Raw genomic sequence first — 19662 nt, forward strand, 5'->3', positions numbered from 1 at the left:
GCCAAAGGGAGTCGCCGAGAAAGTGCGCGTTCAAAACGTCTGTGATACGGACCAGTGGCCTCAAATACGACACGAGCAGGTATGTCCGCGCCCAACCATGCTGAGAGGGCACGGAAACCGGTAGGTGCATTGGGAAAGCGCGCTGTGCCTCCATCGCTTAACCGATGCGCTTCCAGAAAGTCCTTCGAAATATCAATGCCTATGCTATCATCTGTCATCATCGTCATGTCCTATGCTTGTCATGCAAGCCCATGAAAAATCCAGCTTGCGTATCCGTTCAGGCCTCATGCGAAGACGGCGGCTGACCATACTCGAAAACGGTCCCTCACGACCAAGCCCAAAGCGATCCAGCCGCCACCACTGCCAGCCATAAATGGCTTGGCCGGCAGTGGCTCAATCTTTGCAGATCGATAAGGAAAGCATAAGACAAGCCTTAAAGGCGTTTGCGCGCGGGCCGACGACGATAAACCCTCGCAAATGTCCGTGTTCGCGCACTCGCTGCGTGACACAGGCTGCAAACAGCGTAACGTCGCCAACGAACACTTCTTCACCAAATCGAGTTTCCCTTGCGCCCCAACGATCGCACCGGCCTGGCCATTGTTCTCAGCCTCGTGGCACTGACCCTGTTTGACGCGATGGGGTTGGTGATCAAACATTTGTCGGTCACCTATTCGGCCGCAGAACTGTCAGCATGGCGCAACCTGTTCGGGATCATCCCGGCGGTGGTGGCACTGGTCTTGTCCCGACAATGGCATACAGATGGGCGACGGCTGCGCATCCGACAGTGGAAGCTGGCTCTGTTGCGCGGTGCGATCGTTACGTTTGCCCAGCTGTTTTTCTACTTTTCTTTGGGGGTGATGGCCTTTGCCACCGCTTCAACGATCACCTACGCCAACGCACTGTTCATGACGGCGTTGGCTGTTCCCCTGTTGGGCGAAAAAGTTGGGTGGGTCCGATGGGGCGCTGTTTTGATCGGCTTTGTCGGCGTCTTGCTGGTGATGCAGCCGGGTTCAGACACCTTTTCACCCGTCGCGCTGTTACCCCTTGGCGCGGCCGCGTTTTATGCGTTGGTTGGGGTTACGGCGCGCATGATGGACGACGATGTGCCCAGCCCTCTGATCAATCTGTATTCGACCGTCACATCCCTTGTCGGAGCATTCCTGCTTGCCCTGTCCTTTGGCGGATTCACTCCGATCCAAAGCGGCACAGACCTGGCATGGATTGTTGCCATGGGTGGGTTTGGTGGCACAGCGGTGTTGTTTTTGGTGATCAGCTATCGGATGACCGAACAAAGCAATCTGGCACCGTTCAGCTATTTCGGCATCCCGCTGGCTTTCCTGCTGGGTTGGTTGTTTTTTGGCGAAACACCATGGGATGCATTGTTCCCCGGCGCGCTGCTGATCGCCGCCGGGGGTCTTTTGATTATCTGGCGCGAACGCCAGCGTAGCCGTATCAGCGAAGTTCGCCAGGACGTGGCAGGAAATTGATTTGATCTGCCGAGACGTAAACCTGTGCGTTTGAGGCGACGTAATCCTGAACAACCGGCGCTGACTGTTCCAGCAATCCAAGTTGGGCCCGCGCAACCTCTGCTTCGCGGGCCAGCTCTGCTGTCGCACTCAGATGCCAATCAAGTCCAGCCTGTCCACGCTGGCTGGCGGTTTGCATGTTGAAATTGGCCAGTTCAGCTTGGGTTGCGGTCAGGGCCAACGCGGCATCAAGGCGTGTGCGGATCTGATTGATCGCTGCGACCTCTGCGTTGAAGGTGGACTCTGACACGGCACCCTCTTCGCGGCGTGCGTTCAGTTCAGCAAGCTCTGCGTCTTGCTGTGCAATCAATGCAGGTAGGCCGGTTTCAACCGCATCCATTTGACCGCTGATGTCCTGAATGTTGTCGACAAGCGCAACCGCTGGAACCAGTTCCACGTCTTGGTCACGTCCACCCATCGCCCGACGCTCACCACCAAGGTTGCACCCCGTCGCCTTTGCCGGAGCAAAGATCGCAACCCCGCAAGACACAAGGGCGCTGTTATACGCCCGCGGCAGTGCGGAGTCCTGCGCAAGTTGATCTGTCATCTGCTGTAACGCGTCGGCCTGAATCTCGATCGCAGTCGCATTCGGATCTTCGCGAAAGCTCAACGGATCCAATTCGGCGCCGGTGGTAATTTCATTGGCCGGGGCACATGCGCCCAAAATCGCCATCACGGACAACGACGAAAATAGAATAGTAATACGTTTCATTTTGCCTGCCTCAGATTTTTTGTGTTTTTGTTGGCTGAGGGGTAGGAAGCAAATGTGACCACTTTGGGGCAAACCGCCCAAATCCCGCCACAATTGCCTTGTTTCTAAATGTGTGTGTTCTAACGACCACAGGCCGATTTTCGCAAAAAGTGTATGTTTCATTCCCGATAGACTCATCAATCAGGCCGGAGAAAATATCATATTTGCAAGAGTTTAGAGGGTTTTAACCCAATATTTACAGGCTTTCTTAGACCTCGACACCCATTGGTGATTGTTCTCCGACCCCAAACACACGCTTGTAACGCGCGATCTCTGTTGCCGGACCCATTGCCTTATTCGGGTTGTCCGAAAGCTTCACGGTGGCGTTCCCATTGGCCGACACAGCCTTGCAGACCAACGAGAATGGAGCCAGTCGGTCGTCGTTGGTCAGCCCTTTGAAATCGTTGGTCAGCATAGTGCCCCAACCAAAAGAGACCCGCACACGGTCTGAAAACTGGTTGTGGAGTTCGATGATCTTGTCGGCATCCAATCCATCCGAAAAGATCACCAGCTTGTCACGCGGATCCTCACCACGTGCCTTCCACCAGTTGATCGCAGTCTCTGCCCCTGTCGCCGGATCGCCGCTGTCGATGCGGATACCGGTCCAGCCCGCCAGCCAGTCCGGGGCAGCATCCAGAAATCCCTTGGTGCCGTAGGTGTCCGGCAGGATGACACGCAGATTGCCATCATGTTCCTCTTGCCAATCACTCAGAACATCGTACGGAGCGTGGGCAAGCGCCGTATCATCCTCGGCCAGTGCAGAATAGACCATCGGCAACTCGTGGGCGTTGGTGCCAATGGCCTCAAGATCGCGGTTTTTGGCGATCAGACAGTTGGACGTGCCCGCAAAAGCACTCCCTAACCCCTCGCCCATCGCCTGCACGCACCAATCCTGCCAAAGGAAACTGTGCCGCCTACGTGTGCCAAAGTCAGCCAGACGCAGGCCTTCAAGCGTGCGCAGGCGCTCAATCTTTTCCCATAGCTTGGTCATCGCGCGGGCATAAAGCACCTGCAACTCAAACCGACCCATCGTGTTCAGAACTGCGCGCCCCCGCAACTCCATCAGTACCGCAAGGGCAGGGATTTCCCACAACATGACCTCGGGCCATGATCCTTCAAAGGTCAGCTCGTACTGATCTCCGCGCCTCTCCAAATGGTAAGGCGGCAGGCGCAAAGCTTCGAACCAGTCCATGAACTCCGGGGTGAACATCTGGCGCTTGCCGTAAAATGTGTTCCCCCGCATCCACGTGCTTTCCCCCCGGCTGAGCGATAAGGAGCGAATATGGTCCAGCTGCTCACGCAACTCACCTTCATCAATCAGTTCGGCCAAGGGAACGTGCTTTGATCGGTTGATCAGGCTGAAGGTCACCTGGGTGTCAGGCTTGTTGCGAAACACTGACTGGCACATCAACAGCTTGTAAAAATCCGTGTCGATCAACGAGCGCACAATCGGATCGATCTTCCACTTGTGGTTCCAGACTCGGGTGGCAATGTCGACCATAACGGGCTCTTTTCCGGCTAAGCGCGATGCCGTTGTGCCAACTCACAAGGTCAGGGGCAAGTGCCCAGCAAAACATAGGTCAACTTGCATTTTTTGCTATTTCGCTGCAGTTTCGTCCCACATACATTTGACGACCATTTTTTTAAACGTTCTTTGAAAGGTAAAAATCATGGCTGAGGCCGAAAACCCTCTCATTCCTGTTCAGGCCAAAGTTGCACGCATTCACGCACGGCTTCTTGAGTTCTTTCGAAACGTCTTGATCAAAATCAAACCGGTGATGATGTCGCTCAAAGGGTTTCTGGTGAACCTCAAGAAATCTGCGAAGGAGATCGGCCAAACGGTGGGCAAAGCCGCCGTTGATAGCGTGATCAAGGCAGGGCAAAAACTGCTTCAGATTGTGGCATTCGTCGAAAAGAACACGATAGTCGCGATCAAGATGGCGACGAAAATGCTCGCCTTCATTAAGAAGTCTATGAAGTTCCCGGAAAAGGTTTTTAAGGCGGTCAAGGCGATGGTCGCCCGACTGGCAAAGGTTTTCCGCCTCATCGTCACAAAGGTGCATGAGGTGATGGTCATCCTGAATCCGATCGATACGATCCTTCAGGTCATCGATAGGCTGAAGATGATGCTTCAGCTCATTTTCAAGTGGATTACACAGGTCAGTGGTATTTCCAACGGCGTCAAGAAGGCGAAGGCGCTGATCAAAAAGTCAGTGAAGATGCTCAAGTCTGAGGCCAAACAGGTGACCGAACTGGTCAAAGAGGTAAACAAGCTGAAGCCAGCTTGAACCTCAATCCAGCGTTACGCCCGCGGCCTTCATTCCTTCTTGTGCTGCGCCCAAAGATCCATTCAGATCGATGGCGCGGCACAAATCCGACCTGACCGTCGCGTCAAACCCCAACTTCGCCGCGTCTACCGCAGAAAAGTTCACACAGAAGTCCGTCGCCAGTCCCACCAGTGTCAACTGAGTGATCCCACGCGTGCGCAAATATCCCTCAAGCCCCGTTGGGGTCGTTTGATCGTTCTCAAAAAACGCAGAATAGCTGTCGATTGCTGAACGATACCCTTTGCGCACAATCATATCGGCGCGGGTGACATTTAAATCGGCGTGGAACGCCGCTCCGGTTGAGCCTTGGATACAGTGATCTGGCCACAAAACCTGCGGCCCATAAGGCATATCGATAACCTCATAAGGAACTGCCCCTTCGTGACTGCTCGCAAATGAAGAATGCCCGGCAGGATGCCAATCTTGGGTGAGAACAACGGCATCCGCCTGATCCATCAGCGCATTGATGCCGGGCACAATTATGTCGCCCTCTGGCACGGCCAGCGCACCTCCGGGGCAAAAGTCATTCTGGACGTCGATCACGATCAGGGCGTGTGTCATTGGCTGCTCTCTTTAGGGACTATGCCGCAGACTAGTCCCAATTCACCAATGACGAAAAGCAGATAACCCACCTAGGCTAACCCCCAAAAGGACTGGCATCACGCACGGCGCGTTATATCCCCAGAACACAATATGGGCACAACGCGAGGAAGCTACCGACCAACACGACGCCACCCACAACTTCCCCTACAGAAACTGAACCATCTTCATTCATATCAAACATTTTGGATTCCGTTGTTTCTGATTCGGTGACATCTGATGAAAACTGCTTTGCTTGCGGAACTTCCTGCTGGATTTCGGTGGAAGGCGCACTGGCGCCCAAGGGCAGACTGACGGCAACCACAAGGGTAAAGGTTTTTGCATTCATCATTTTTGTATCACTTTCAATATCATAGCTCGATGTTGGCCGAGCAAATGCTGCTCCAAAAGTGTGGAATACCAGACCCTGGGCGCAGGTCGCTGGCAGGCCGGTTGTGTTGAATGGCGCGCCGTTGCAACCAGTCACTTTCAGGAGACGGCGGCATGGCGAAAGGCTTGCAGGGCTAGGCGGACAAGCGTAATTGAGCGCGCATGTTCACCATCGCAGCTCTTTATCACTTCACTCGCTTTGCGGATCCGTCTGCGCTGAAACCGCCGCTCTTGGCGTTGTGTCAGGCGCAAGACGTGACCGGGTCCTTGTTGCTTGCGCCCGAGGGGATCAACGGCACGATCGCCGGCCCGCGCGCGGGCATCAACGCTGTGCTGGCCCATATTCGCGCCTTACCTGGCTGTGCAAATCTTGAGTGGAAGGAAAGCCACAGCCCATCTCCTCCGTTCGGCAAGATGAAGGTCCGCCTCAAGCGCGAAATCGTGACCATGGGCCAACCTGACGTCGATCCCGCAGCGCGCACAGGTCACTATGTCGAGGCCACTGATTGGAACGACCTGATCAGGCGTGAAGACGTGGCTGTGATCGACACCCGCAACGATTACGAAGTCGCCATCGGAACCTTTGACAGCGCCATAGATCCTGAAACTGCAAGTTTTGGCGAGTTCCCTGCATGGTGGGAGGCCAACAAACACCGATTTCACAACAAGAAAGTGGCGATGTTCTGCACAGGCGGCATCCGCTGCGAAAAATCCACCAACTACCTACTCGGCCAAGGCGTAGAAGACGTCTATCACCTCAAGGGCGGCATCCTGAAATACCTCGAAGAGGTGCCGCCGGAAGACAGTTCATGGCAAGGCGAGTGTTTTGTCTTTGACGGCAGAGTCAGCGTTGGGCACGGGCTGGAAGTGGGGCCACATATGCTCTGCCATGCGTGTCGCCGCCCGATCCTGCCCGCAGATCGCAATCGCCCGGAATATGAACAGGGGGTCAGCTGCCATCACTGTGCAAATGAGACCTCAGATCACGACAAAGCGCGGTTTCGCGAACGACAGAAACAAGTCGCGCTGGCCAAAGCCCGCGGAACGGACCACCTGACCGGCAAAATGGTCCCGGACAAGGGCTAGCCCAATGCACGCTCTGATCGGCAAAATCAGCGCAATTGTATTTGTTAACAATCGTGAAACTCTGACGCTGTAGGACCATCCTCGGGTGAAAATGAGGTGTGGGATATGAGCGTGCAAGCCAATGCGCGGCCGATCATTATTAAACGCAAGAAAGTCTCGGGTGGTGATGGCCACCATGGCGGCGCTTGGAAGGTCGCTTATGCGGATTTCGTGACCGCGATGATGGCGTTCTTTATGTTGATGTGGTTGCTGAACGCGACGACCGAACAACAACGCAGAGGTCTGTCCGACTATTTTTCGCCAACGATTCCAATCAGCCGGACGTCTGGTGGTGGTGAAGGAAACTTTGCCGGAGACTCTGTTTTTTCCGAGGACACTCTGCCACAGAATGGTGTCGGTGCTTCAGCTGATCGCCCGACAGAATCCAATAAAGCACGTGGTGCATCAGGCATGTCTGAAGACGAAGTCGGCGAGGCGCAAGATGAGGTCTTTACCTCGCTTGAAGCTTTGTTGACTGGCCACGGTGGCGAGTCCCAAGTGATGGAAAACGAACTCCGCCATATCACGACGCGCCAGACCGACGAGGGTCTTGTGATCGAACTGTTCGCGACCAAAGAAACGCGTTTGTTCGAACCGGGAACGAATACACCCACCGGTATGCTGCGCGGGCTTGCTGACCTGATCGCCGACACCGCGCGTACTGTGTCCAATGGGATCGCTGTCAGCGGCCATGTCGCGGCGGAGCCTGTCGTTTTGGCCAGCAACCAAACGTGGGACCGCTCCTCCGATCGGGCGACGATCATGCGCTTGCTGCTGGAAGAGGCGGGCATTCCTCCCAATCGCGTCAGGCGCGTCGCCAGTCACGCGGATCGCGAACCGGCCGTGAAGCGTAACCCTATGGCCATACGCAACAACCGCCTTGAGATCATTCTGTTGCGAGAGTGACGATCTGAGAGGGAATATATTGAATTGTATCTGTTAGCCTGACGTTAAGTGGGCGCCCCTATCTGTAGGCCAACTTTGGTTGATACAGCAGAAAGGCGTGTCCATGACCATTTCTTCTTCTCTAAATGCAGGTGTCGCGGGCCTACAAGCGAACGCGACGCGACTTGCGGCCATTGCGGACAACATCGCGAACTCATCCACGTATGGATACAAAACTGTAGAAACCGATTTCAGTTCACTGGTAATTTCGTCAAGCGGTGGGTCGTATTCTGCAGGTGGGGTACGCGCAACCACTGTGCGTCTCATTGATGAAAGTGGTTCGCTCGTATCAACATCGAGCGCGACCGATTTGGCGGTGCGCGGCGGCGGCATGTTACCCGTTGCGCAAATCAGCGAGATCGAAGCTTCAAATGGCATGCCCAATATGCTCCTGACGACAACAGGGTCATTTGGGACAGATGCCGACGGATATCTGGTTTCTGACTCTGGCTTGGTTTTGCTGGGCTGGCCCGCTCTGCCTGACGGGACAATTCCAAATTTTCCCCGCGATACTTCAGACGGCTTGGAACCAGTTCAAATCAACGTCAATCAGGTCTCTGGCGAGCCAACGACGCAAATGTCCCTTGGCGTAAACTTGCCAGCGACCGACACCGACGCCGGATCAATCGGAGACGTGCAATATTTGTCCGTGGAATACTTTGACAATCTTGGGACGTCTGAGAACATCAACATCAGCTTTACCCCAACAGTCCCGGCCACCGGTTCTTCAAATGAATGGACGGTTGTGATAACGGATTCGGCGCTCGATAACGCGGTCGTCGGGGAATATGTGCTGACATTCGACAACAGCCGTACCTCTGGCGGCACGCTTGCAAGTGTGACCACGATCAGCGGTGGCGCCTATGATGGGGCAACAGGCAATCTGATTATCGCTGCCGAAGGTGGCCCATTGGAAATCAACATCGGCGCACTGGGCGATGATGATGGAATCACACAATTGTCCGACAGTTTTGCACCCGTCTCCATTTCCAAGGACGGTTCACCAGTGGGGAACATGACCAATGTCGAAATAGACGCCAACGGGTTTGTTACAGCATTCTTTGACACCGGCATCAGCCGCATAGTCTACCAGATTCCACTGGTCGACCTGCCAAACCCCAATGGGATGGTCGCACTTGATCACCAAACCTATTTGCCCTCTCCGGAAAGTGGCAACTTCTTTTTGTGGGATGCTGGTGACGGTCCGACAGGCGACATCGTTTCCTATGCACGCGAAGAATCCGCAGTAGACGTTGCCAATGAACTGACAGCCATGATCCAGACCCAGCGCGCCTATTCCTCAAATGCGAAGGTCATCCAAACCGTTGACGAGATGTTGCAGGAAACAACCAACATCAAGCGGTAATCACGCGTGGATGATCATCCACGCCCGTAACAAAGGGTCACGTAATGACCATTTCAAGCGCTCTCAATTCGGCAATGTCTGGCCTTCAAGCAGCCAGTCAGGCCTCCGGGTTGGTATCCAACAACATCGCGAATGCGCTGACGCCTGGATACGCGCCGCGCACTCTTTCGTTGTCGTCTTCCTCGATCGGCACAACGGGCGGCGTTCAGATCAACGGTGTGGTTCGCCACCTCGACATGCAGGTCATCGCCGATCGCCGGTTGGCCGGCGCGGAATTTGGCTACCGGGCAACGACGTCCGACTATCTGAACCAGATCGAGGATATTATCGGAACTCCAGACGAAGAGGCGTCTCTGTCTGGTCTACTGGCAAGTTTCGAAAGCACCCTTATTCTGGCAAGCAGCAGACCCGATGCCGTGGAACGGCTAGATGCCACTACTTTGAGCGCGGACGATTTGGCCAAATCGATAAACGACGTTGCTGATGGTATTCAATCCGCGCGCACGGACGCAGACCAAAGTATCGCTGAGCAAGTCGATCGTTTGAACCAAGCCTTGCAAGATGTTCAAAAACTCAACGAAAGCATAACTGCAGCAAACGTCCAGAAAAACGATGCCTCGGGTCTTCTGGACCAGCGTCAGGTTCTGATTGATGAAATCAGCGAAATCGTTCCGGTCAGAGTGCTGGACAGGGACAACGGAACCGTCGCGCTATATTCGACAGGGGGCGGAATCCTGTTGGACGGGAACGCGGCAGAGGTTGGGTTTGAACCTTCAAACGTTGTTACTCCATTCATGTCCATCGAAGACGGAAGCCTGTCCGGGCTGACAATAAACGGGGTCTCGGTCAACACGTCATCCGACAACGGCCGGTTGCATGGCGGCACACTTGGCGCGCAATTCGAAATTCGAGATGAACTGGCGCCGGAAACACAGACTCAGATCGACGCGCTCGCTCGCGATTTGATCGAACGGTTTGAATCAAGTGCAGTTGATCCAACCCTCGCACCAGGCCAGGCTGGCTTGTTTACAGACCAGGGCGACGCCCTGGATCCAACTCTCGAACTCGGGCTGGCCAACCGGATTTCCCTGAACACGCTCGTCGATCCCACCGCGGGCGGGGAAACATGGCGTCTCAGAGACGGCCTTGGCGCGGTCACTCCGGGAGATACAGGCGATGCCACCCTATTGAACGCTTTTTCAGATGCACTCACTGAAACTCGGGTGCCCCTATCGGGATCATATGGATCGGCAGCACTATCCGCTGCCGGAATAGCAACCAGCCTGTCTTCACAAATCGGAACATCTCGTTTGCGAGAGGACCAGCAGCTCAGTTTCGCTTCGGCGCAGTACTATGAGCTCAGCGAACTGGCGCTCGCCAACGGTGTAGATACAGATGTCGAACTCCAGAACCTCATGGTGATCGAGCAAGCCTATGCCGCGAACGCGAGAGTCATCGAAACGGCCGACGAAATGTTCAACACACTTCTAGGGATCTAAGAATGAACAGTTTTTCTCTTGGCGACCTCGCTCATTCATTCATGCTGCAAAGGCGTGGGGCAGAATTGCAGGCTGAATTTTCCCGTGTGACGGAAGAAGTCGCCAGCGGACAAGTGAGCGATATCAAGTCAGTTCTGGCCGGGAACACCGGATACCTGATCGACATTGAAAACAATTTGCAGGCACTGACAAGCTATGCCGTCGCCACAGTAGAAGCCGCACAATTGGCTGACGCAACCCAAGCTGTGCTTGAGCTGGTGAACACAAGCGTCGAACAGCTGAATTCAGTACTCGTCGCCATGCCCAGCAGCGCTCAGGGCGCTATTCTGGATCAGTTTTCAAATGACGCCGAAATAGAGATGGCGACAATCGTAAGCGCATTAAACACGACTTCGGGTGGACGAAGCGTCTTTGCCGGTCTCGCCACAGACCGGAGCGCATTGGAAGGCGTTGGCGTCATCCTTGATGCACTGCGCGCCGCGACCGCAACAGCGACAACACCAGACGAACTAAAAACACTGGCCGAACAATGGTTCGACGATCCATTGGGCTTTACTGCGGTCGCTTACACCGGCACCGATGAAGCTCTTGCGCCCTTTCGAGTTGGCGACAATGAAACGGTGAGCGTCAACGTCACTGCCAATGACTCAGCGCTGCGTGACATCTTGATGAATGTTTCAGTTGCTGTGATCAGCAAAGATGAGGCTTTCGGGTTCAGCACCATTGAACGCCAAGACCTGCTGCGGGATTCCGGAGAGGGTTTGTTTCAGGTTCAGACCGATCTGACGGCCATCCGGGCATCGGTTGGTTTTGCCCAGGCGAGGATTGACGCCGTATCGACCCGAAATGCGACTGAGGAAAACGGGCTGCTGATCGCAAGGGCCGCCCTGCTTCAAGTTGATCCTTTTGAAGCGGCCTCTGAACTGGAGGCAGTACAATTTCAACTTCAAAGTCTATACACAGTGGCCGCGCGCATGTCCGACATGTCGTTTGTGAATTTCATCCGATGAGATGGTTTCTTTCATTCATAATGGCCGCTTTTTTTGTTCAGGCGGCAGTCGCTGGCCCCGTTCGGATCAAGGACCTCGTTGAATTTGATGGAGTTCGAGGGAATGACCTCGTTGGTTACGGTTTGGTCGTTGGTCTCGATGGGACGGGTGACGGATTGCGCAACGCGCCTTTCACCGAAGACATAATGACGAACATCCTTGAACGGCTTGGCGTGAATATCACAGGGGAACAGTTCAGGCCCAAGAACGTGGCAGCCGTTTTTGTGACTGCGACACTTCCACAGTTTTCCCGCAGCGGGTCGCAAATTGATGTGACCGTCTCTGCGATCGGAGACGCCCAAAGTCTTTTGGGTGGGACGCTTATTATGACACCGCTGAACGCAGCGGATGGTCAGATCTATGCCGTGGCCCAAGGCACCATAATCGCCGGCGGAGCTGTCGCTGAGGGAGATGGCGCACGCGTCACGCAAGGCGTTCCGACGTCAGGTGTCATTCCTTCGGGTGCTCGGGTGGAGCGCGAGATCGAGTTCGAACTGAGCAGTTTGACAGACGTGCGATTGGCATTGCGCAATGCAGATTTTACCACCGCTGCAAGGATCGAAGAGGCAATCAACAATGACTTTAGGCGAGCCGTTGCCACCATGCTGGATTCTGGCACCGTAAGCCTGAATATCCCAAACACGCGTATGCGATCCGTCGCCCACGCCATAGGTCGGGTTGAGAATATTACTGTCGAACCTGAGCGCAAGGCGCGGGTCGTCGTCGATCAAAGATCTGGAACAATCCTCATGGGGGACGACGTTCGTATTTCGCGGGTCGCAGTCTCGCAAGGCAACCTGACGCTCCGCATTCAGGAACAACCCCTTGCCGTGCAACCGAACCCTTTCGCCGAAGGCTCGACCGTTGTCGTTCCTCGCACGACCGCAGACATACAGGATGATGAAGGCATCGGTTTGGCGGAGATTCCGGAGGGCGCTTCGCTGTCAGAGGTTATTGCTGGCCTGAATGCGTTAGGCGTCGCGCCCCGGGACATGATCGACATCCTGAAAAGCATCAAAGCCGCAGGCGCACTGCACGCCGAATTCGTCGTGCGGTAACATAGTCGAAACACCGGCTAAACACAGATCCTTGCTTCATTCGAAGTGCGACAAAGCATAGTTAGCCTAGCGCACAAGCAGCCGATAAAACGGGTGGGCAGTCTCTCGTCAAACTTCGACTTTCCAAGTTTGGGCAAATGCTGATGCCAAGGACGCCCCGTCAAAAGGACTTGAAGAATCCCCTTTTCAAGCAGCGCGGATGGTTTGCGTATACAATGCAATTGGTCCGTTTCGAGGCACCCCAAAAACCGCACGCACAATAGCGGACACTCACCGTCACCAGATCGTTGACATGGCAATGATATGTATGCGTAGAGTTTCGACAGAAACAGAACAAATGGTCGCTCAAATGACACGCGCCCTTCGCAACCCAATGCTGCGCCGCGAGACAGGCTGTGACCTCGTCACCTGACGCTTGCCAGAACAACCGCCGTTCTTTGGCGGGATTGCACCGTTCTTTTTCCTTACGACTGGCACCCCTAAATGACTTCCACAGATGAATACCGTCTGGCGATTGATATCGGTGGCACATTCACAGACACCGTTCTGATCGACGGGGTCCACGGCATCTTGGCCACTGCCAAGACCCCTACAACGACGCACGCGCCAGACCTCGCGGCGATGGAAGGGGCGACGCGGGTTTTGCAAACAGCCGGTATCGGTTGGGACCAAGTCGGGACGTTCATTCATGGCACAACGCTCGCCACCAACGCGCTGATCGAACGCCGGGGCGCATCCGTTGCCACGATTACGACAGAAGGGTTTCGGGACATTCTGGAGATCGCGTTTGAGCGTCGATACAGCCAATACGCGATCAACATCGAAAAACCTGATCTGATCGTGCAACGCAAACATGCGTTCACGATTCGGGGCCGAATGAATGCCCAAGGTGAAGAGGTCGAACCCATCGACTTGAGCGGTGTCGTGGCGCTGGCAGAGACATTGCGGACCCAAAAGATCGAAGCCGTCGCAATTTGCCTTTTGCATGCTTACGCCAATCCGGCGCATGAGCGCGCCTTGCGCAACGCGCTTCTGAAACAGATGCCTGACCTTGTCATCTCACTCAGTCACGAAGTCAGCCCGGAAGCACGAGAGTTTGATCGGCTGTGCACCACTATCGCCAATGCCTATATCCAGCCACTGATGGCCGGATACCTCGCCAATATTCAAACACGGTTCAAGGCTGCGGGGCTGACGTGCCCGATCCTGATGATGACGGCAGGGGGCGGGATGACCACGCTCGAAACCGCGGCACGCTTACCAATTCGTCTTGTAGAGTCTGGCCCAGCGGGGGGTGCCATTTTGGCGGCGCGCATTGCCCGGGAGACCGGGGCTTCTGAGGTGCTGTCCTTTGACATGGGCGGCACGACCGCAAAGCTGTCGCTGATCAATGGTTTTCGCCCGCAGATGTCACGCAAGTTCGAAGTGTCACGCGCCGCTCGTTTTATCAAAGGGTCCGGAATGCCAGTGCGCATCCCCGTAATCGAGATGATTGAGATTGGGGCAGGCGGAGGGTCGATCGCAACCGTGGACACCCTTGGCCGCGTGACTGTTGGCCCGCAAAGTGCAGGGTCCGATCCTGGGCCCGTGGGATTTGGCAAAGGTGGAACCGCTCCCACAGTTACAGATGCAGACATCGCTTTGGGTTACATCGACCCTGACCGCTTTGCCGAAGGGCGATTGCAGATAGACAGGCCCGCATCCGAAGCCGCGCTTGCAGACAGCATCGGTTCTCAATTGGGCCTAAATGCCGGGTCATCCGCCACCGCAGTGACTGAAATTGTCGATGAGGCGATGGCCAGCGCCGCCCGAATGCACGCGGTAGAGTCGGGCAAAGACGTGTCAGAACGGCTGATGATCGCATTCGGTGGCAATGGCCCCCTGCACGCGACTCGGCTGGCGCGTCGTGCAGGAATCAGCCGGATCTTGATCCCGCAAGACCCCGGTGTGGGTTCAGCGGTGGGCTTCCTGTTCGCGCCCGTCTCGTTTGAGATCATTCGTTCGCATTACACAACGCTCGACGAACTTGATCCCGATGCCATTAATTCATTGCTCAGCGATATGCAGGCCGAAGCAACCGAAGTTGTGCGAGCAGGTGCCCCGGCAAGCAAACTGCACGAGCGGCGCGTCGCATTCATGCGCTACAAAGGGCAAGGACATGAGATCGAGATCGAACTGGACCCACGGGCACTGAACGCCTCGGGCATCACAGACCTGACCACCGCCTTTGAAGCAGAGTACCAGCGCCAATTTGGCAGACGCGTTCCCGGCATGACCATCGAAATCCTGAACTGGGGACTGTCCATGTCCTCGACCGCGCCAGCCCTGACAGAAGCGCCGCCACCACCCGCCGCAAACCACATCTCGGCGACCAGCGCGCGCATGGTATGGTGCAACATTGCCGAGGACTGGCGGAACGCCGGAGTGTTTGACCGAGCAGATTTGCAACCCGGAGATACGTTTGATGGACCTGCCTTGATCGTTGAGCCGCAAACGACAACGTTTGTCAGCACCGACTTTCGCGCCAGCATCGACGCTCGGCGCAACATCTGGATGACCACAAGACACGAGGCCGCTTCATGAGCATCTCAAGCACCAAACTGCAGGTCATGTGGAACCGATTGCTGGCTGTGGTCGAGGAGCAGGGACAGGCCCTCATCCGCGCCGCGTTCAGCCCGATTGTGCGCGAATGCGGTGACATCTCTGCTGGGATTTTTGACTTCGAGGGGCGGATGCTGGCGCAAGCGGTGACCGGAACACCCGGCCATATCAACACGATGGCCGAGGCGGTGATCACCCTGCGCGCGCAGTTCCCGGTGCAAGACATGAAACCCGGTGACATCTACATGACCAACGATCCGTGGATCGCATCGGGGCACCTCAACGATTTTCTGCTGCTCATGCCCGTATTCCATACAGATCGCGTCATCGGCTTTACGTCCTGCACGTCGCACCTTGTAGATCTAGGCGGTTTGGGCATGGGACCAGAGGGAAGCGATATCTATGACGAAGGGTTGCTGATCCCACCCTGCAAACTGGTCAGTGGCGGTGAGGTGAACGCCCTGCTGATGGACATCGTCAAGGCAAACTCCCGCGAACCAGTCGCCAATGAAGGTGACATCTATGCCCTCATCGCCTGTTGCGAAGCCGGGGCCACACGCCTGAGCGCTATGATGACCGAGTTCGGGATCGACGATCTGCAGGCCCTTTCGGACTACATTATCGATACCTCACACACAGCGACAGTCGCCGCCATCGCCAACCTCCCAAAGGGCACGTGGCACAACACGCTTACCGTCGATGGATACGACAGCCCGATTACGCTGCGCGCATCTCTTACGATCGCCGAGGATCACCTATTGATCGACTTCACCGGCACAGACCCTTGCAGCGGTAAAGGCATCAACGTGCCGCTAAATTATGCGACTGCCTACACGGTCTTTGCCCTGCGCTGCATCATAGGACCCGAAACGCCGAACAACGCAGGTTCCCTTGCCCCTTTTCGCGTCACAGCGCCCAAGGGATGCATCTTAAACGCTCAGGCTCCCGCTCCAGTCGCAATGCGCCACACGCTGGGGCAGATGACCCCGGACCTTGTGTATGGCTGCCTATCCCAAGCTTTGCCCGACATAGTGCCGGCAGAAGGCGCGTCATGCATGTACGACTTGCCTCTGCGCAACGCCCCGGCCACGGGCGCGCAGTCTCGCGAGCATTTCGCCGTTGAGTTGGTGTTCAACGGCGGGACTGGCGCGCGCCCAAAATTGGACGGCTTGTCCGCCACCGCATTTCCCAGCGGCGTTTGGGGCAGTCAGGTGGAAACCACCGAGGCAGCAGCACCTGTTCTTATCCACCGACGCGAATTGCGCTCCGATTCCGGGGGGGCTGGTCGGTATCGCGGTGGCCTTGGCCAACGGATCGAGCTGAGTTCTTCAATTGACGAAGAGATCATGTTGTTTCTGTCTGTTGAGCGTGTGAACACGCCAGCCCAGGGCCGTTATGGCGGTGAGAACGGGGCGAGCGGACGCATTCGGTTGAACGAGGCAGGAGAGAATTTGCCAAGCAAGGGTGAGTTTCGCATCATGCCCGGCGAAACGTTGATCTTTGAAACACCCGGCGGCGGTGGCTTTGGTCCGCCCGAAGAAAGGTGCAGGGATGCCCTAGGGCGCGACATTGATGCCGGGCACGTCAGCGCCGAGGCCGCCAAAATCCAATATGGTGCCAAGTCATGACCAGTGCTTTACCCCATGTCGCATGTATGTCGCCCTATGCGCTCGCTGATATGGCAGCACCTGAGGGCATCGATCTGGTGTCCTTGTCACAAAACGAAAGCCTTCGCGGTCCAAGCCCACGTGCAATCGAAGCAGCGGCAGCGCGCCTTTTTGATGCATCTGCCTACCCCGATCCGGATTGGTCCGCCCTGCGCAATTCTCTGGCCAAACTCCACGGAATTTCTGCAGATGGCATTCTGTGCGGAAGCGGATCGCTTGACCTGATTGCCTGCATCGCCCGCACCTTTGCGGGTCCCGGGCGCGCAGTGCTGGCCCCAGCACACGCCTATCCGTTTTTCCGTACTGTCGCGCAAATGTCGAATGCACGTTTTGATACGGCCGCTGAAACAGAATGCGTCGCGGATGTGGATGCCCTGTTAGACAGTGTAAAGCCTGATACGGCACTGGTCTTTGTCGCCAACCCGGGCAATCCGACGGGCACGTGTATCACAAGGGATGACCTTGAGCGCCTCAGGACTGGTTTGCGTGACGATATTCTGTTGGTGATCGACGAAGCCTATGGTGAGTTTGCAGACCACTTTGCTGATCCCTGCTGGAACTTGGTGCAGGGCACAAACACAGTTGTTTTACGTACTCTATCCAAGGCTTATGGCATGGCCGGGTTCCGCGTCGGTTGGGGGTTATTTCCGCCACATATCTCCAACGAAGTGCGCAAGGTCATGAACCCGAACAACGTATCGGCACCTTCACAGGCGGCGGCGCAGGCTGCGGTGCTGGATCAAGCGTATATGAAAGAAACCTGTGCAATAACGGGTGCCTTGCGCGACCAAACGATTGAGGCACTGCGCCTCGCAGGTTTTAAGGTCCTGCCAAGCGTCACCAATTTCGCGCTGATCCTTTTTGACAGCGAAAGCGCTGCCCAATCTGCAGACGCAAGCTTGCGCGCCAAAGGTATCTTCTTGCGCCGTCAACAGGGGGCTGGTTTGCCCCATGCCTTGCGCATGACAATCGGTCCGGAAAAAGAGACACAGATGGCCATTTCTCGCCTGAAGTCCTGGCATAAGGAGCATTCCGCATGAGACAGACCCGTGGCCGCGCGCGCATCGGCGTTTTGGTGCCCTTCACCAACGCGAATCTTGAACCTGATTTTATGATGATGTGCCCGCCCGGGATCTCCATCCACACCGCGCGCATGGGGGGATATGACGAAGACGCAGTACCAGATGAGGCCCAGATGCAAGGCCTCGGTGCGGCCGATCTGGACGACCCTCTCCGCCTTTTGGCGGGGATCAAACCAGACGTGGTTGTATATGGGTGCACATCAGCGACGTTAACCCATGGTTCCAATTTTGATCGCGCCTTGGCTCAACAGATCGCGGCAGATAGTGGAGCAAAAACTGTGACCGCTGCCGGGTCTTTGGTACATGCACTGGCCGCGTTAGGAGCAAAGAATATCGGGTTTGCATCGCCTTACGTGCCTGCCATCAACGATATGGCCGTCTCCTTTCTGGACTCGACGGGCGTTCAAACAGTCGCCCGTGCAGAAGTGGATGCCGCCCTTGGCAATCACGAACAGGGCGCGCTGACGCCGGATGAAGTTTTTGCCCTCGGTTTGCGAGCGGATCACCCAAGCGCAGAAGCCATCGTGCTGTCCTGCACCGAAATGCGCAGCGTAGAGACGATTGAACGGCTCGAGACTGCTCTTGGCAAACCTGTCGTCACCTCGAACCAAGCGATGATGTTCGAGATTTTGGGAGTTCTTGGGGTGCATGATCCGGTGCCCGGATTCGGGCGTTTGTTGGATGGAGTTGATCGTCAGCGGGTCACGAAAGACGCGGAAACCCATCATGCCTGAGCCTGTTCGCGTCCTCCTCCATAACGCGGAAACATCCGGACTGGCGGCCAAAACACGGGCAACCAATCCGGATGTTATTGTTGAAGAATGCCAATCCTATGCGGCACTGACCGACCACATAGACCGCTTTCGACCCGATGTCGTTTACACAGTTCGATTTGATGGCACACCGGGCTATCCCCGCGACTCACTCTTTGGACCGAATGGCCCAGCTTGGGTGGCCAACGGTGGGGCAGGCATAGACCATTTCAGGGTTTGGGACCCGGCTAAGGTCACGGTCACGAACGCCGCTGGTGTGGCAGCTGACATGATGGCCGAATTCGTGATGGGCACGTTTTTGCATTTCACCCTCGATATCCCAAGCTTGCAGATGGACAAGGTGCACCGGTTTTGGCGCGTGCGCACGGTCAGACCCATCAAAGGTCAGACGCTGCTTATCCTTGGGCTTGGGCAAACGGGCCGCGCGATTGCAAAGCGGGCGCACGCCTTTGGCATGACAGTGATTGGCACGCGAACCAGACCGAAAGAGATGGAAAACGTGGACGAAGTGCATGCAGCGTCAGATCTGCATGACCTGCTTCCAAGGGCGGATTTCATAGCGGTATCGACCCCTTTGACGGAGACGACCCGTGGGCTGCTTGGCAAGGACGAATTTGCGTTGATGAAGCCTGGTGTGATCCTTGCGGACGTCTCACGCGGCGGGGTCATCAACGGCGATGCAGTCCGCGCGGCACTGGACAGTGGTCGGGTGGCAGGCGCCGCCTTGGATGTGTTCGAATCCGAACCACTGCCCGAAGACAGCCCATTCTGGACCGCGCCAAACACCTTGATCTCACCTCATGCATCATCCGTCTTTGACGGATGGGAGGACGCTTCCTTTGACCTGTTCCTGAAGAATTTGGGCCACTGGATCGCCGGCGAACCCTTGTTCAACGTGGTCGATCCAACACGGGGTTATTAGGC

General features: G+C 56.0%; 17 protein-coding genes and 1 pseudogene. 13 read left to right on the top strand and 5 right to left on the bottom strand.

Annotation, left to right across the window (positions count from 1 at the left end):
* Positions 1–227 (bottom strand): annotated as a pseudogene (locus tag DHN60_RS22605) (IS110 family transposase); the annotation flags it as partial.
* 339 nt (positions 228–566) lie between these two features.
* Here DHN60_RS22605 and DHN60_RS07880 point away from each other — a divergent pair.
* On the top strand, positions 567–1487 hold the full coding sequence (locus DHN60_RS07880; RefSeq protein WP_108836757.1) for a DMT family transporter: 921 nt from the start codon (positions 567–569) through the stop codon (positions 1485–1487).
* Here DHN60_RS07880 and DHN60_RS07885 read toward each other — a convergent pair.
* Together DHN60_RS07885 and pncB are read right to left on the bottom strand one after the other, a co-directional pair.
* Positions 1453–2238: a hypothetical protein gene (locus DHN60_RS07885; RefSeq protein ID WP_159089150.1), complete on the bottom strand. Its 786-nt coding sequence runs from the start codon at positions 2236–2238 to the stop codon at positions 1453–1455. The genes DHN60_RS07880 and DHN60_RS07885 overlap by 35 nt on opposite strands.
* 247 nt (positions 2239–2485) lie before the next feature.
* A complete protein-coding gene (gene pncB, locus DHN60_RS07890) occupies positions 2486–3778 on the bottom strand; it encodes a nicotinate phosphoribosyltransferase (protein ID WP_108836759.1) in 1293 nt (430 codons plus the stop codon).
* Between the two features lie 169 nt (positions 3779–3947).
* Here pncB and DHN60_RS07895 point away from each other — a divergent pair, with 169 nt between their 5' ends.
* Positions 3948–4565: a hypothetical protein gene (locus tag DHN60_RS07895; protein ID WP_108836760.1), complete on the top strand. Its 618-nt coding sequence runs from the start codon at positions 3948–3950 to the stop codon at positions 4563–4565.
* Between the two features lie 3 nt (positions 4566–4568).
* Here the strand turns inward: DHN60_RS07895 and pncA are convergent, their stop codons facing one another.
* Both pncA and DHN60_RS07905 read right to left on the bottom strand, forming a co-directional pair.
* Positions 4569–5165, bottom strand: coding sequence for a bifunctional nicotinamidase/pyrazinamidase (gene pncA / locus DHN60_RS07900; RefSeq protein ID WP_108836761.1), 597 nt, complete (start codon positions 5163–5165; stop codon positions 4569–4571).
* 112 nt (positions 5166–5277) lie between these two features.
* Positions 5278–5670 (bottom strand): hypothetical protein, encoded by a 393-nt coding sequence (locus DHN60_RS07905; protein ID WP_108836762.1) that lies wholly within the window; start codon positions 5668–5670, stop codon positions 5278–5280.
* 65 nt (positions 5671–5735) lie between these two features.
* Here DHN60_RS07905 and DHN60_RS07910 point away from each other — a divergent pair, with 65 nt between their 5' ends.
* From DHN60_RS07910 to DHN60_RS07960, 11 genes are all read left to right on the top strand, one after another.
* Positions 5736–6659 carry a rhodanese-related sulfurtransferase gene (locus tag DHN60_RS07910; protein ID WP_108836763.1) on the top strand — a complete coding sequence of 308 codons (924 nt, stop codon included), beginning with the start codon at positions 5736–5738 and terminating at the stop codon, positions 6657–6659.
* A 105-nt stretch (positions 6660–6764) separates the two neighbouring features.
* Positions 6765–7604 carry a flagellar motor protein MotB gene (locus DHN60_RS07915; protein WP_108836764.1) on the top strand — a complete coding sequence of 280 codons (840 nt, stop codon included), beginning with the start codon at positions 6765–6767 and terminating at the stop codon, positions 7602–7604.
* Between the two features lie 103 nt (positions 7605–7707).
* Positions 7708–9009 carry a flagellar hook protein FlgE gene (locus tag DHN60_RS07920; RefSeq protein ID WP_199913646.1) on the top strand — a complete coding sequence of 434 codons (1302 nt, stop codon included), beginning with the start codon at positions 7708–7710 and terminating at the stop codon, positions 9007–9009.
* Between the two features lie 44 nt (positions 9010–9053).
* Entirely contained in the window at positions 9054–10508 is a 1455-nt protein-coding gene (flgK, locus tag DHN60_RS07925; protein ID WP_108836766.1) for a flagellar hook-associated protein FlgK, read from the top strand.
* A 2-nt stretch (positions 10509–10510) separates the two neighbouring features.
* A complete protein-coding gene (locus tag DHN60_RS07930; RefSeq protein WP_108836767.1) occupies positions 10511–11518 on the top strand; it encodes a flagellin in 1008 nt (335 codons plus the stop codon).
* A 20-nt stretch (positions 11519–11538) separates the two neighbouring features.
* Entirely contained in the window at positions 11539–12615 is a 1077-nt protein-coding gene (locus DHN60_RS07935; RefSeq protein ID WP_234423573.1) for a flagellar basal body P-ring protein FlgI, read from the top strand.
* A gap of 483 nt (positions 12616–13098) precedes the next feature.
* Positions 13099–15198 (top strand): hydantoinase/oxoprolinase family protein, encoded by a 2100-nt coding sequence (locus DHN60_RS07940; RefSeq protein WP_108836769.1) that lies wholly within the window; start codon positions 13099–13101, stop codon positions 15196–15198.
* Positions 15195–16844 (top strand): hydantoinase B/oxoprolinase family protein, encoded by a 1650-nt coding sequence (locus DHN60_RS07945; RefSeq protein WP_108836770.1) that lies wholly within the window; start codon positions 15195–15197, stop codon positions 16842–16844. Before DHN60_RS07940 ends, DHN60_RS07945 begins: the two co-directional genes overlap by 4 nt.
* Positions 16841–17923, top strand: coding sequence for a histidinol-phosphate transaminase (locus DHN60_RS07950; RefSeq protein WP_108836771.1), 1083 nt, complete (start codon positions 16841–16843; stop codon positions 17921–17923). The genes DHN60_RS07945 and DHN60_RS07950 overlap by 4 nt, the downstream gene beginning before the upstream one ends.
* A complete protein-coding gene (locus DHN60_RS07955; protein WP_108836772.1) occupies positions 17920–18699 on the top strand; it encodes an Asp/Glu racemase in 780 nt (259 codons plus the stop codon). Before DHN60_RS07950 ends, DHN60_RS07955 begins: the two co-directional genes overlap by 4 nt.
* The gene (locus DHN60_RS07960) at positions 18692–19660 is read left to right on the top strand and encodes a D-2-hydroxyacid dehydrogenase (protein WP_108836773.1); all 969 of its coding nucleotides are present in this window, start codon (positions 18692–18694) and stop codon (positions 19658–19660) included. The genes DHN60_RS07955 and DHN60_RS07960 overlap by 8 nt, the downstream gene beginning before the upstream one ends.
* The last annotated feature ends 2 nt before the right edge of the window (positions 19661–19662 follow it).

It is taken from the genome of Tateyamaria sp. Alg231-49 (genome assembly GCF_900143535.1).
Classification (GTDB): domain Bacteria; phylum Pseudomonadota; class Alphaproteobacteria; order Rhodobacterales; family Rhodobacteraceae; genus Tateyamaria.